General features: G+C 71.1%; 12 protein-coding genes. 5 read left to right on the forward strand and 7 right to left on the reverse strand.

Annotated features, from left to right (window positions below):
* Positions 1-103 precede the first annotated feature (103 nt).
* Positions 104-1,744 (forward strand): ABC-F family ATP-binding cassette domain-containing protein, encoded by a 1,641-nt coding sequence (locus tag ACFQ6X_RS08860; RefSeq protein ID WP_383178067.1) that lies wholly within the window; start codon positions 104-106, stop codon positions 1,742-1,744.
* A 73-nt stretch (positions 1,745-1,817) separates the two neighbouring features.
* On the opposite strand, the gene ACFQ6X_RS08865 is transcribed toward ACFQ6X_RS08860, so the two are convergent.
* The 5 genes from ACFQ6X_RS08865 to ACFQ6X_RS08885 all read right to left on the reverse strand — a co-directional run bounded on the left by ACFQ6X_RS08865 (position 1,818) and on the right by ACFQ6X_RS08885 (position 8,511).
* Positions 1,818-3,131 carry a pectate lyase gene (locus ACFQ6X_RS08865; RefSeq protein WP_383178070.1) on the reverse strand — a complete coding sequence of 438 codons (1,314 nt, stop codon included), beginning with the start codon at positions 3,129-3,131 and terminating at the stop codon, positions 1,818-1,820.
* Positions 3,132-3,309: 178 nt separating this feature from the next.
* Complete coding sequence (locus ACFQ6X_RS08870) at positions 3,310-4,302, reverse strand: LacI family DNA-binding transcriptional regulator (protein ID WP_383178073.1); 993 nt, start codon at positions 4,300-4,302, stop codon at positions 3,310-3,312.
* Positions 4,303-4,818: 516 nt separating this feature from the next.
* Positions 4,819-7,293, reverse strand: coding sequence for a Tex family protein (locus tag ACFQ6X_RS08875; RefSeq protein WP_383178076.1), 2,475 nt, complete (start codon positions 7,291-7,293; stop codon positions 4,819-4,821).
* 150 nt (positions 7,294-7,443) lie between these two features.
* On the reverse strand, positions 7,444-7,572 hold the full coding sequence (locus ACFQ6X_RS08880; protein ID WP_329205350.1) for an LPFR motif small protein: 129 nt from the start codon (positions 7,570-7,572) through the stop codon (positions 7,444-7,446).
* Between the two features lie 75 nt (positions 7,573-7,647).
* Positions 7,648-8,511, reverse strand: coding sequence for a hypothetical protein (locus tag ACFQ6X_RS08885; RefSeq protein WP_383178079.1), 864 nt, complete (start codon positions 8,509-8,511; stop codon positions 7,648-7,650).
* Between the two features lie 135 nt (positions 8,512-8,646).
* Between ACFQ6X_RS08885 and ACFQ6X_RS08890 the strand changes: the two genes are divergently transcribed.
* Both ACFQ6X_RS08890 and ACFQ6X_RS08895 read left to right on the forward strand, forming a co-directional pair.
* Positions 8,647-9,624, forward strand: coding sequence for a GlxA family transcriptional regulator (locus tag ACFQ6X_RS08890; RefSeq protein ID WP_383178083.1), 978 nt, complete (start codon positions 8,647-8,649; stop codon positions 9,622-9,624).
* Between the two features lie 8 nt (positions 9,625-9,632).
* Positions 9,633-10,268 (forward strand): DJ-1/PfpI family protein, encoded by a 636-nt coding sequence (locus ACFQ6X_RS08895; protein ID WP_383178087.1) that lies wholly within the window; start codon positions 9,633-9,635, stop codon positions 10,266-10,268.
* Here the strand turns inward: ACFQ6X_RS08895 and ACFQ6X_RS08900 are convergent.
* Complete coding sequence (locus ACFQ6X_RS08900; RefSeq protein ID WP_383178091.1) at positions 10,255-11,040, reverse strand: enoyl-CoA hydratase/isomerase family protein; 786 nt, start codon at positions 11,038-11,040, stop codon at positions 10,255-10,257. The genes ACFQ6X_RS08895 and ACFQ6X_RS08900 overlap by 14 nt on opposite strands.
* A gap of 80 nt (positions 11,041-11,120) precedes the next feature.
* Between ACFQ6X_RS08900 and ACFQ6X_RS08905 the strand changes: the two genes are divergently transcribed.
* Together ACFQ6X_RS08905 and ACFQ6X_RS08910 are read left to right on the forward strand one after the other, a co-directional pair.
* Positions 11,121-11,708, forward strand: a complete 588-nt coding sequence (locus ACFQ6X_RS08905) for an HdeD family acid-resistance protein (protein WP_383178094.1) — start codon at positions 11,121-11,123, stop codon at positions 11,706-11,708.
* Positions 11,709-11,856: 148 nt separating this feature from the next.
* A complete protein-coding gene (locus ACFQ6X_RS08910; protein ID WP_329214925.1) occupies positions 11,857-12,312 on the forward strand; it encodes an ATP-binding protein in 456 nt (151 codons plus the stop codon).
* A gap of 27 nt (positions 12,313-12,339) precedes the next feature.
* On the opposite strand, the gene idi is transcribed toward ACFQ6X_RS08910, so the two are convergent.
* Positions 12,340-12,933, reverse strand: coding sequence for an isopentenyl-diphosphate Delta-isomerase (idi, locus tag ACFQ6X_RS08915; RefSeq protein WP_329205341.1), 594 nt, complete (start codon positions 12,931-12,933; stop codon positions 12,340-12,342).
* Positions 12,934-13,044 lie beyond the last annotated feature (111 nt).

Below are 13,044 nucleotides of genomic sequence, written 5' to 3' on the forward strand. Positions count from 1 at the left end.
CGTCGCGCCCGCCGCACGGGGGACCGCGCCCGTTGTCCGCCGGGACCGCGCCCGTTGTCCGCCGGGACCGCACCCGGCGGGGTTCGTTAGGATCGGCACCCTGATGACTGCCACTCTCGTCGCCAAGGAACTCGCCGCCGGGCACGGCGACCGCACGCTCTTCGCCGGACTCGACCTCGTCGTCGCGCCCGGCGACGTGATCGGTCTCGTCGGAGCCAACGGCGCCGGAAAATCGTCGCTGCTCCGGCTGCTCGCCGGGCTCGACCGCCCGGAGGAGGGCGAACTGCGCCTCTCCCCGCCCACCGCCACCGTCGGACACCTCCCGCAGGAGCCCGAGCGCCGCGCGGGCGAGTCGGTGCGGGAGTTCCTGGCCCGCCGCACCGGGGTCGCCGAAGCGCAGACGGCGATGGACGCCGCGACCCAGGCCCTCGTGGACGGCGCGCCGGGCGCGGACGACGCGTACTCCGAAACCCTGGAGCGCTGGCTCGCGCTCGGCGGCGCCGACCTCGACGAACGGGCGGAGGAGGTGGCGGCCGACCTCGGACTGAGGATCGGTCTCGACCTTCCGATGACGGCGCTCTCCGGCGGCCAGGCGGCCCGCGCAGGTCTGGCCTCGCTGCTCCTGTCGCGCTACGACGTCTTCCTGCTCGACGAGCCCACCAACGACCTGGACCTCGACGGCCTGGAGAGGCTCGAGCGCTTCGTGTCCGGGCTGCGCGCGGGCACCGTCGTGGTCAGTCACGACCGCGAGTTCCTGATGCGTACGGTGACCAAGGTCCTCGAGCTCGACCTGGCCCAGCAGGAGATCAACCTCTACGGCGGCGGCTACGCCTCCTACCTGGAGGAGCGTGAGCGGGCTCGTTCCCACGCCCGCGAGGAGTTCGAGGAGTACGCGGACAAGCGCTCCGCGCTCGAGGGCCGCGCGCAGATGCAGCGCGGCTGGATGGACAAGGGCGTCAAGAACGCCCGCCGCAAGGCCACCGACAACGACAAGATCGGCCGCAAGTTCCGCAGCGAGGCCAGCGAGAAGCAGGCCGCGAAGGCCCGCCAGACGCAGCGCATGATCGAGCGCCTCGACGTCGTCGACGAGCCGCGCAAGGAGTGGGAGCTGCGGATGGAGATCGCCTCCGCCCCGCGCTCCGGCTCCGTCGTCGCCACCCTCCGCGACGCGACGGTCGTCCTCGGCGACTTCTCCTTCGGTCCGGCCACCCTGCAGATCGACTGGGCGGACCGGGTCGCCATCACCGGGGCCAACGGGGCGGGCAAGTCGACGCTGCTCGCCGCACTGCTCGGCCGGCTCCCGCTCGACTCCGGCCACGCCTCCCTCGGCTCGGGCGTCGTGGTGGGCGAGGTCGACCAGGCGCGCAAGCTGTTCCACGGTACGGAGAGCCTGCTGGACGCCTTCTGCGCGGCCGTCCCCGAGACGGAGCCGGCCGAGGTCCGTACGCTGCTCGCCAAGTTCGGCCTGCGCGCCGACCATGTGCTGCGGCCGGCCACGACGCTCTCCCCGGGCGAACGCACCCGGGCCGCTCTCGCCCTCCTCCAGGGCAGGGGTGTCAACCTGCTGGTCCTGGACGAGCCGACGAACCACCTCGACCTGCCCGCGATCGAGCAGCTGGAGTCGGCGCTCGACGCGTACACCGGGACGCTGCTCCTCGTCACGCACGACCGGCGGATGCTCGAAGCCGTCCACACGACCCGGCGGGTCGAGGTCGCCGACGGCAAGGTCGTCGAGATCAGCTGACAGCGAGGGACCCGCCCCTCCCGGTCGCTGCCGGGAAGAGCGGGTCCGTCATGCCCTCCGTGGAGGGGCCGCCTCAGTCGACGTAAGTGATCTCGGACGAGGAGTAGATGCAGTTCGTGCCATCCGCTCCCGAGCCGATCTCGCTCGGCTCGCCGCTGGTCGTTCCCTTGTACTTGGTGCAGATCTTCATGTCACGGTCGCCGTCGTCGTAGATCGTGACGCCCGAGATCCGTGCCGTGTCACCGTAGTTGGTGTTGATGCCGACCAGGCTGGTGCCCGGAGCCGTCGCCCAGATGTTCTGGAGCTGGATGTGCCGGGCGTTCTGCGTGGAGCAGTTGCCGCAGGAGCGGACCAGCTTGCCGAAGTCGTCGACCTGGAAGTTCTTGACGACCAGCGTGCCGACGCCGTTGTGCTGGAAGACCTTGTCCTCGGCCAGCTTCGCGCCGCCGCCGTCGATCGTGCGGACCGTCGAGGAGGAGCCGCCGCGGAAGGTCGCGGCGTCCTCGCCCACGTCCTCCCACCAGACGTTCTTGATGGTGCAGGTGCCCGCGCAGTGCACACCGTCAGCGGCCGGGGCGCCGAGGATGACGTTCTGCAGGGTGGCACCGTCCGCCAGTGTGATCAGCGGGGGCTGGTCCTCCTCCTGGCCGCCGCTGCCCAGGTCACCACTGCCGTACAGGCGCTTCATCCCACCGTCGTACGTGCCCGTGACCGCGATGGTCGCCGAGACGGCCTGGCTGCCGTTGGCCGTCGGCCACGACGGCGGCGAGTCCGGGTCGGTCGGCGGGTCGGTGGGCGGGTCGGTCGGGTCGGTGGGCGGGTCCGTGGGAACCGTGCCCGAGGCGGTGAAGGTCCAGTTCTTGCTGGTCACCGAGTCGCAGGAGTTCTGCTGGACCAGTGCGCCGGACGCGGTGGAACTGTCCTTCACGTTCAGGCACTTGCCGCCGTTGCTGTTGACCACCCGGTAGGTGCTGCCGCTGACTGCCGTCAGCGTCCAGACCTGGGTCGCCGCACCGCTGCAGCTCTGCTGTTCCACCGCCTTGCCGGCGCTGGTGGAGGCATCCTTCACCCCGGCGCACTGGGAACTGTGCGCGGCGGCCAGCGTGTAGCCGCTGCCGGAAGCGGTCAGCTTCCAGGTCTGGCTGGCGGCCGAGCCGCAGGCAGTCTGGGCGAGCTGCACGCCGGCGGATGTGCTCGACCCGGGCACGCCCAGACACAGTCCGCTGGCAGCGTTCTTCAGTGTGTACGAGCCGGTTGCCGGGGCGGCTGTCGCCGAACCCGTCGCGAACAGCGCGGTGAGGCCTGCGGCGATCACGGAGACGGTGGCGACGAGTGAGGCGGCCGCGCGGCCGCCACGTCTCCTGACGTGCTGATTCTTTGTGCGCACTAGGTATTCCTTTCACCGCCTGCGGCATCGTCCGCAGGCACCTGTCGGTGGTGTGGTGCGGTGGTGAAGGCCGTTCCCGATTCGGAGGTGAATTCAGTACGTGAATCAGGTTCGTGTATGTGAACAGCGGTGACGGTACGTCACCCAATCCGAGCGGTCAAGAAGTCGGTACGAAGGATCAGTCGGCAGGGTGCGCCGGGGCGGCTGTGGAGTCCCGGACGACCAGGGAGGTCGCCAGAGTGGTCTGTGCCGTGGACGGACCGCCGCCCGATGTCTCCACGGTCTGGATGAGCAGATCGACCGCCGTGCGACCCGCCGCGGCCGTGGGCATGGCGACGGTGGTCAGCCGGGGGCGGTTCAGCCGGCCGGCCACGGTGTCGTCCACGCCGATCACGCTGATGTCCCCGGGTACCCGTATGTTCCGGTCGTCGAACCCTTCGATGAGTCCGATGGCGACCAGATCGTTGTAGGCGATCACCCCGGTGGCTCCCGTCCTCAGGACGGCAGGCGTCGCCGCGATACCGCCGTGCTGCGTCGGCCGGTTGGGGCCGAGCACGTCCAGCCTGACCCCCTGGTCCGCGGCCGCCCTGCCCGCGGCCCTGCGCATCTGCGCACTGGTCCACGAGCCACGGGGGCCGCCGACCAGGGCGAGATGCTCGTGGCCCAGCACGGCCAGGTGCTCCACCGCGAGCGTCGCACCGTGCGCCACGTCCATCAGTACGGCGGACAGCCCCGTCACGGACCGGTTGACCAGGACGAACGGCAGTTCCCCGCTCAGTCGGCCGATGACGTCGTTGGCCAGCCTGGGGCTGACCAGGACCACTCCGTCCACCTGGCGGGCCAGGGTCTGGATCAGTTCCTCCTCGGCGGCCACGTCCTCGTCGGTGTCGGCCACGAAGACCTGGTAGCCGCGGACCCTGGCGTACGCCTGGGCGGCCTTGATGAGCGGAGGGTAGAAGGGGTTGGCGATATCGGAGACGATCAGCCCCAGATTCCGGGTGCGCCCCGTGGTCAGGGCGCGTGCGGTCTCGTTGGGCTGGTAGCCCAGTTCCGCGGCGATGGCGAGCACACGGTCCCGGGTCTCCCGCTTGACCAGGTGGGAGGCCGAGAAGGCCCGGGAGACGGTCGAGACATGAACCCCGGCTGCCTGGGCGACGTCACGGATGGTCATGGCCACGGTTGTCTTCCCCTTGCCCGCCCTGCGCCGCCGCCCGCTCTGTTCCTCGCCGCGTGCCGGTCGACACTTCTCCCCAGGATCCTCAGCCTAGTCCGCACGGTCCGGCCCGTGCGGATCAGGGGGCGACCCCGGGAGTTGTGCAACCGGTTGCACAACTGGGCAGCCGTCAGGTGACCGACTCGACCTCGGCGGTGAAGGTCGGACCGGAGCGGGTGGGCGAGCGTGGCGTGCCGGACATGAGCAGTCCTCTCTACGGATGAAGTCGGTGGGGGGCGCGAGGTGGTGGGGCCGGGTGCCTCGCTCCTGCGGTGTGCGGCTCGTGCTGTTCGGAATGCAACCGGTTGCATTCCTGGTTGGCAATCAGCGTGGCGGCGGGTTCTGGACATGTCAATGCTTCGGGCAACACCCGTTCCATGTAACGGTCTTGTTCCCGGCAGGTGGCGGGCCCTTCGGGCGAGGGCAAAGGAAACGGGCGGACAGGAAGAGCTCCTGTCCGCCCGCTCCGTCGCCTCAGCGCTTACGGCCGCCCCGGTCGGGACCCGTCAGCCCTGCACGCCGCAACGCGTCGGCCATCGCGCTGTTGGCCGGCGCGGCTGCCGGGCGAGAGGGAGCGCCCTGGCCGTCGCCCCGCCGGTCACGGCTCTGGCCGCCACTACCCTGACGGCCTCCCTGTGCCTGCCCCTGACCGCTCTGCCCCTGGCCCTGCCGCTGCCCCTGACCGCCCTGCCGCTGGCGCGGGGGCCGCTCGCCGTCGCCCTGCCCGTTCCTCTCGCGCCGCGGGCCCTGCCCACCGCCCTGGGCGTCCGAGGCCTCGTCGTCCAGCCGCAGCGTCAGCGAGATCCGCTTGCGCGGGATGTCGACCTCCATGACCTTCACCTTCACGATGTCGCCCGGCTTGACGACATCCCGCGGGTCCTTGACGAACGTCCGCGACATCGCCGACACATGCACCAGGCCGTCCTGGTGGACGCCGATGTCCACGAACGCACCGAAGGCCGCGACGTTCGTGACGACACCCTCGAGCACCATCCCGGAGGCCAGGTCGCCGATCTTCTCGACGCCCTCCTTGAACGTGGCCGTCTTGAAGGCCGGGCGCGGGTCGCGGCCCGGCTTCTCCAGCTCCTTGAGGATGTCCGTGACCGTCGGCAGGCCGAACTTCTCGTCCACGAAGTCATCGGCCCGCAGCGAGCGCAGGACGCCCGTGTTTCCGATGAGCGAGGCGACGTCCCCGCCCGTCGTCCTCGCCATCGTCCGCACCACGGGGTAGGCCTCCGGGTGCACACTCGACGCGTCCAGGGGGTCGTCGCCCCGGATCCGGAGGAAGCCCGCGCACTGCTCGTACGCCTTCGGGCCCAGCCGTGCCACATCCTTCAGCGCCCGGCGCGACCGGAACGGGCCGTTGGTGTCCCGGTGCGCCACGATGTTCTCGGCGAGCCCGGAGCCGATGCCCGACACCCGCGAGAGCAGCGGCGCCGAGGCGGTGTTGACGTCGACACCGACACCGTTCACACAGTCCTCGACCACCGCGTCCAGCGAGCGCGACAGCTTCACCTCGGACAGGTCGTGCTGGTACTGGCCGACGCCGATCGACTTCGGATCGATCTTCACGAGCTCGGCCAGTGGGTCCTGAAGGCGTCGCGCGATCGAGACCGCGCCGCGCAACGAGACGTCCATGTCCGGGAGTTCCTGCGAAGCGAAGGCCGAGGCCGAGTACACGGACGCGCCCGCCTCGGACACCATGACCTTGGTGAGCTTCAGCTCCGGGTGCTTGTCGCACAGTTCACCGGCGAGCTTGTCGGTCTCGCGGGACGCCGTGCCGTTGCCGATCGCGATCAGATCGACGTCGTGCTCCTTCGCCAGCCGCTCGAGCGTGGCCAGCGACTGGTCCCACTTGTTCGCCGGAACGTGCGGGTAGATGACGTCCGTCGCGACGACCTTGCCGGTGGCGTCCACCACGGCGACCTTCACGCCCGTGCGGAAGCCGGGGTCGAGCCCCAGCGTCGACCGGGTGCCGGCCGGTGCGGCGAGCAGCAGATCGCGCAGGTTCGACGCGAAGACGCGTACCGCCTCGTCCTCCGCCCCCGTACGCAGCCGCAGACGCAGATCGATCCCGAGATGGACGAGGATCCGCGTCCGCCAGGCCCAGCGCACCGTGTCGCCCAGCCACTTGTCACCCGGCCTGCCGCGGTCGGCGACACCGAAACGACGGGCGATCATGTTCTCGTACGTCGACGGGCCCGGCTGCTCGGTGCCCGTGGGCTCCTCGGGCTCGAGGACCAGGTCGAGCACGTCCTCCTTCTCGCCCCGGAGCATCGCGAGGACCCGGTGCGAGGGCAGCGCGGTGAACGGCTCCGCGAAGTCGAAGTAGTCGGCGAACTTCGCACCGGCCTCCTCCTTGCCGTCGCGGACCTTCGCGGCCAGCCGCCCGCGCGACCACATGCGCTCACGCAGCTCACCGGTCAGATCGGCGTCCTCCGAGAACCGCTCGGTCAGGATGGAGCGGGCACCGTCCAGGGCCGCCGCCGGGTCCGCCACGCCCTTGTCCGCGTCGACGAACGCGGCTGCCGCGGCGAGCGGGTCCTTCGACGGGTCACCGAGCAGTCCGTCCGCCAGCGGCTCCAGACCCGCCTCGCGTGCGATCTGGGCCTTCGTCCGGCGTTTCGGCTTGAAGGGCAGATAGATGTCCTCCAGCCGCGCCTTGGTGTCGGCCGCGCGGATCTGCGCCTCCAGGGCGGCGTCGAGCTTGCCCTGCTCGCGTACGGAATCGAGGACCGCCGCACGGCGGTCCTCCAATTCCCGCAGGTACCGCAGTCGTTCCTCGAGCGTGCGCAGCTGCGCATCGTCGAGCATCTCGGTCGCTTCCTTGCGGTAGCGCGCGATGAACGGCACGGTCGACCCGCCGTCGAGCAGCTCGACGGCCGCTTTCACCTGACGCTCACGTACGCCGAGTTCCTCGGCGATCCTGCCTTCGATGGACGTCGTCACGGTTTTCCCGACTCGCCTTCTCGTACTGGCTGTGCTGGCTGTGTGCCACGGAGTGGTCCACATCCGGTGTGGTCACCTTCGCCTGCATTGTGCCGGGTGGCCGGGTGCCGTGTCGCGTGACCTCGTCGGGTGGTGCCGCGGACCGCCCGCTCAGGCGCGCCGGGCCCGGCCGCCGCGCGACGCACCGCCGAAGACCTTGGCCACCAGCCGGAAGGGGAGCGTCACCACGGTGCCCACGGCGGAGCCGATGGTGCGGAAGACGTCTGCGATCGTGCGCATGGTGTTCTCCTTCGTCGGGGTGTCTGTGTGTGCTGTGCGCCTGACCCCGACGACGGCCCGTAAACGTTCCGGGGCTCAGCCCTTTCCGACGAGGTCGTCGGGGAACGCTCCGGCGGCTGCCGCGGCGAACAGGTATCCGCGGCCCAGCTCGGTGAGCCGCTCCACGCCCTCCGCGCCCAGGTGCTCGTACGGTGCGGCGTCCATCCGGTCCGTCGCCTCCTCCAGGCCGGCCCTGAGGGCGGTGCCCGCGTCCGTCAGCTCGCCCGCGTCGTCCAGCAGGCCGCGCCCGCGCAGCCGCTCCACCGCCGCGTCCCAGTCGGCGCGCCGCCAGCCGCGGGTGCCCAGGATCCAGCGGGGCGCCATGCCCTTGCCGGTCGCGGTGTGGCTGACCAGGGCCTCGACCGGGTCGAGACCGGCCGAGAGCAGGGCGGCGAGGTGGGCGTCGCCCCGGTGCTCGCGCAGCAGCGTCGCCGCGTGCCAGAACGCCAGGTGCGGCTCGTCCGGCACCGGCAGGTCGGCGTGCGCGGCGTACAGCGGCCGGGCGTGGCGGGTGCAGGCCTCCGCGGCGCGCAGGGCCAGCCCGGCGGCCTCCGCCATCTCGGGGGAGGCGACGGCCTCCTCGCCGAGCAGCCGGCGCAGCGTCGAGTCGGCGGCGCGCAGCCGCGCGTCGAGCGCCGCCTGGGGCGAGACCACGGACCACACGGCGGGCAGATGGCGGGAGACCAGCTCGTGGTTGAAGTTGTAGAAGGTGGACGTCACCGCTCCGGCCCCGACGGCGCCCAGCGCGGCGCCGCGGGCGGCGAAGTAGGTCGCGCTCGGGTCGTCGATGCCGAGCTTGCCGAACTCCTCGCCCAGGTCGGGGGAGAAGTAGACGCAGGAGTGCAGGGGGTTGACCGAGTTGTGGCAGCGACGCCCGGCGCGGGGCGGAAGAGTACTCATGCCTGCACGTTACCGACTGGTCAGTACGTCGCGAAACCCTGGCGCGGAGGTGATATGGCCCGCGTCCCCGGTATGGCAGGAAAGGTGGGGAACACGTCATTGCGGCCATCGGCCGGGCCGCCCAGGATGGCAGACATGAAGCAGCGATCCGTACTCGTCGTCCTCTTCGAGGACGTGCTGAGCCTCGATGTGAGCGGCCCGATGGAGGTCTTCGCCGGGGCCTCCCGCGCCCCCGGTGTCTCCTACGGGCTGCGCACCGCCTCCCTGACCGGTGCGCCGGTCCGCTGCTCCAACGGCCTCACCCTGGTCCCCGACGGTTCTCTCGCCGAGGCGGACGTGCCCGACGTGCTCCTCGTCCCCGGCGGGTCCGGTACCCGCGCCCCCGACCCGGCGCTGATCGACTGGCTGCGTGAGAACGCCCCGCGCGCCGGGCAGTTGGTCTCCGTCTGTTCCGGGGCCCTGCTGCTCGCGGAGGCGGGGCAGCTCGACGGCCACCGGGTGACCACCCACTGGTCCGTCTGCGAGACCCTCGCCCGTGACCATCCGGCGGTCGAGGTGGACCCGGACCCGATCTTCGTACGCGACGGAAGGCTGGCCACCTCGGCCGGTGTCACCGCCGGCATCGATCTCGCCCTGGCCCTCGTCGAGGAGGACCACGGCCGCGACGTGGCGCTCACGGTGGCCCGCCATCTCGTCGTGTTCCTGCGGCGCCCGGGGAACCAGGCCCAGTTCAGCGCCCAGCTCACCGCCCAGACGGCCGTCCGCGAACCCCTGCGGGCCGTTCAGCACTGGATCACCGAGCACCCGGACGCCGACCTCTGCGTGGAGGCACTGGCGGCCCGGGCCAGGCTCTCGCCCCGCCACTTCGCCCGGGCCTTCCAGGCCGAGACCGGCCTGACACCGGGCCGGTACGTCGAGCGCGTCCGCCTCGAACAGGCCCGCCGGCTCCTGGAGGACACCACCGACGGCGTCGCGGGAATCTCCCGCGCCAGCGGCTACGGCACCCCGGAGGCCATGCGCCGCGCCTTCGTCAAGGCGCTCGGCACGGCGCCCGCCGAATACCGCCGCCGCTTCCACTCCCCGCCCGTGTGCATCAACCCGCCCGCAACGTAAGGAACACCATGCAGATCGCCATCGTGCTCTTCGACCGCTTCACCGCCCTCGACGCCGTGGGCCCCTACGAGATCCTCAGCCGCACTCCCGGCGCCGAGACCGTCCTCGTCGCCGAGCGGGCCGGGGCCGTGCGCAACGACAGCGGGAGCCTCGCGCTCCACGCAGACCGTACGCTCGCCGAAGTCACCGCCCCCGACCTCGTGATCGTGCCCGGCGGTCCCGGGCAGAGCGTCCAGATGGAGAACGAGACCCTGCTCGACTGGCTGCGCGCCGCCGATGCGACCAGCACCTGGACGACCTCGGTGTGTACGGGGTCGCTGCTGCTCGCCGCGGCCGGACTGCTCGACGGCCGTCGCGCCACCTCGCACTGGCTCGCCCTCGACATCCTCAAGGAGTACGGGGCCGAGCCGACCGGCGAGCGCGTCGTATTCGACGGCAAGTACGTCACGGCCGCCGGGGTGTCGTCCGGCATCGACATGGGCCTCACCCTGCTCGGCCGGATCGCCGGGGACGAGCACGCCCAGGCCGTCCAGCTGCTCACCGAGTACGACCCCCAGCCGCCCTACGACGCCGGCTCCCCCGAGAAGGCCCCGGCCGCCCTGGTCGAGGAGTTCCGTAGCAGCAGCCGGTTCAGCCTGCGGTAGAAGAGGCCCGGGCAGGTCCCGTCACCCAGGTGAAGCGGGGCGTACGGCGCTCCATGAAGGCGGCGACACCCTCCGCGGTGTCGCCGCTTCCGCGCGCCTGCTCCGACCAGTACGCGTCCCGGTCCTCGCGGCCGTCGGCGAACTCCTTCGCGGCGGCCTGGGTCAGCTGCGAACGCGACGCCAGGACCTGTGCGAACGACCGCACCCGGGCCTCCAGTCCGCCAGCCGGCAGGACCTCGTCCACCAGCCCCGTGCGCAGGGCCCGTTCCGCGGCGATCAGCTCGCCGGAGAAGAGCAGGAACTTCGCGGCGGCCGGGCCGACCAGCCCGACGAGCCGCCGGGTCGACGACGCGGGGTAGACGATCCCGAGCTTGGCCGGAGTCACGCCGAACGACGCCCCCTCCTCGGCGAACCGCAGGTCACAGGCTGCCGCGAGCTGGCTGCCGCCGCCCACGCAGTATCCGCGCACGGCGGCCAGCGTGGGCCGGGGAAAGGCGGCCAGCGCCTCCTCCGCCCGCACGGCGAGTTCCTGAGCACGGCTGCCCGGCTCCCGGAGCGAGGCGATGTCCGCGCCGGCGCAGAAGGTGTCCCCGGCGCCGGTGAGCACCAGTACCCGCACCGCCGGGTCGGCGGCCAGCCGCTCCAGCAGTCCGGGCAGCGACCGCCACATGTCCGCGGTCATCGCGTTCCGCTTGGCGGAGTTGCTGATGACGACGGTGGCGACGCCGTCCGCGACCGTGTGCTCCAGCCGCGCCTGCTCCCTGGGATCCATGCGCCGGATGCTATCCGTACGGTCCGTACCTATGATCAAGAAGGGGTCGCGAAGCGGGCACGCACCGTGAGGAGCTGTCGATGGCCGGACCCACGACCGAGGGCAAGAAGCTCAACCGGAGTTTCGGCGGGCTCGCCCTGCTGGGGATCCTGCTGGTGGTCGCGGGGCTCGTCGGCCTCGTCTACACCGGCGTGGCCACACTCACCTCGATGATCCTCTTCGGATGGCTGCTGCTGATCGGCGGCCTGGTCGGTCTCCTCCACGCGATCCAGGCCCGCGGCACCCCGTACTTCTGGCTGGGCGTGGTCGTCGCCGCGCTGAACATCGCGGCCGGGGTCGTCGTCATCCGCCACCCGCACGGCACGGCGGAGGCGCTCACCATGTTCGCCGCGCTGCTCTTCCTCACGGGGGGAGTGTTCCGGCTGGTCGGCAGTGTCGTCGTCCGGGGCCCCCAGTTCGGCTGGACACTGCTGCAGGGTGCCTTCGGACTGCTGCTGGGCCTGCTGGTGCTCTTCGACTGGCCGCACAGCAGCCTCTACGTGCTCGGCTGCTTCTTCTCGCTTGCCCTGCTGTTCGACGGGCTGGGGCTCATCTCGATCGGGATCGGCGGCCGACGGATCGTCAGCCTGGTGACGGACCAGATGACGCCCGAAGAAGACGAGAAGTAGTCCAATCACCTGACTCTGTCATACCCACTCGGTCACATTGCTTCTATAAGTGACTACTTGTGGTCAGAAGCTCGGTCCGGACCAAGCTGTTCCCGACACTCATTACTCGATAGTCAGTGACGTGCGAGTCGAGAGCGGGTGCCGGTCTATGGAGAGCCGCGGGAGTGTACCGGCCCATCCGGTGCCGTACGAGGGAGTGTGGCGATTCACCGCCCCCGCCGTCGACGTCTCGGTGCCGCAGGCCCGGCACGCGGTACGGGACCTGCTGAACCGGCAGGGCGTGCCCGTGGAGGACGACGTCCTCCAGGGCCTGCTGCTGATCGTCTCGGAACTGGTCACCAACGCCGTGAAGCACGCCGCACTGCTCTCGCCCGAACTCGCGGTCGAGGTCGCCATCGGGGCGGAATGGATCAGGGTGTCCGTCGAGGACAACCACCCCTACCGCCCTACCGCCCTGGTGACCGACTACGCGCAGACGGGCGGACGTGGACTGCTGCTGGTCCGTGAGGTCACGGCGGAGGCGGGCGGCACCTGCGACGTGGAGCACACGGCGGGTGGCGGGAAGATCATCTGGGCGGCGCTGCCGCTGAGGGCCCAGTTCTGACCGCCCCCGCACCCGCCGGGCGGCGTCTCACCAGCCCGCGGACGGCCCCGTCAGCTCCCTGATCGCGGGCCGCGCGGCGTCCAGCACCGTCATGAACCAGGCCGAGAACGGCGCGGCGGCGTGCCGCTCCGCGAGCTCACCCGCGGTCACGAAGGCCGTCTCGCCGACCTCCTCCGGATCCGGCCGCAGCTGCTCCTGCGCCATCCCGACGAACAGATGGTTGAACTCCTGCTCCACCAGGCCCGAGACGGGGTCCGGATGGTTGTAGCGGACCGTGCCCGCGGCCGCGAGCAGCGAGGGCGAGATCCCGAGCTCCTCGTACGTACGCCGGGCGGCGGCCGCGAAGGGCGCCTCGCCGGGGTACGGATGACCGCAGCAGGTGTTGGACCACACGCCGGGGGAGTGGTACTTGCCGAGCGCACGGCGCTGTAGCAGCAGACGTCCCTGTTCGTCGAAGAGGAACACGGAGAACGCCCGGTGCAGCTGGCCCGGTGCCTGGTGGGCGGCGAGTTTCTCCGCGATGCCGATGGTGGTGCCGTCCTCGTCGACCAGTTCGAGCATGATCGCTTCTGCTGTGCCGTTCGACGAGCTGTGCGCCGCGGTGGCTGGTGTGGTCGGCATACCCATCCTTCGCTTTGGTTCCCGGCCTCGTGCGCCGGACCCCTCGAGTCCGGTCAAGTCTGCCGCACAAAAGCCGCTTGTCCGTACTTCGGGTGCTGGCATGTCCGGCCC

The sequence above is a fragment of the Streptomyces sp. NPDC056452 genome (assembly GCF_042796085.1).
In the GTDB taxonomy this organism is placed as follows: Bacteria; Actinomycetota; Actinomycetes; order Streptomycetales; family Streptomycetaceae; genus Streptomyces.

Excerpts from the sequence above, each read along its gene's own strand:
- ACFQ6X_RS08860 (WP_383178067.1), top strand. The coding sequence starts at position 104 with ATGACTGCCACTCTCGTCGCCAAGGAACTCGCCGCCGGGCACGGCGAC.
- ACFQ6X_RS08870 (WP_383178073.1), bottom strand. The coding sequence starts at position 4,302 with ATGACCATCCGTGACGTCGCCCAGGCAGCCGGGGTTCATGTCTCGACC.
- ACFQ6X_RS08880 (WP_329205350.1), bottom strand. The coding sequence starts at position 7,572 with ATGCGCACGATCGCAGACGTCTTCCGCACCATCGGCTCCGCCGTGGGC.
- ACFQ6X_RS08885 (WP_383178079.1), bottom strand. The coding sequence starts at position 8,511 with ATGAGTACTCTTCCGCCCCGCGCCGGGCGTCGCTGCCACAACTCGGTC.
- ACFQ6X_RS08890 (WP_383178083.1), top strand. The coding sequence starts at position 8,647 with ATGAAGCAGCGATCCGTACTCGTCGTCCTCTTCGAGGACGTGCTGAGC.
- ACFQ6X_RS08895 (WP_383178087.1), top strand. The coding sequence starts at position 9,633 with ATGCAGATCGCCATCGTGCTCTTCGACCGCTTCACCGCCCTCGACGCC.
- ACFQ6X_RS08900 (WP_383178091.1), bottom strand. The coding sequence starts at position 11,040 with ATGGATCCCAGGGAGCAGGCGCGGCTGGAGCACACGGTCGCGGACGGC.
- ACFQ6X_RS08905 (WP_383178094.1), top strand. The coding sequence starts at position 11,121 with ATGGCCGGACCCACGACCGAGGGCAAGAAGCTCAACCGGAGTTTCGGC.
- ACFQ6X_RS08910 (WP_329214925.1), top strand. The coding sequence starts at position 11,857 with ATGGAGAGCCGCGGGAGTGTACCGGCCCATCCGGTGCCGTACGAGGGA.
- idi (WP_329205341.1), bottom strand. The coding sequence starts at position 12,933 with ATGCCGACCACACCAGCCACCGCGGCGCACAGCTCGTCGAACGGCACA.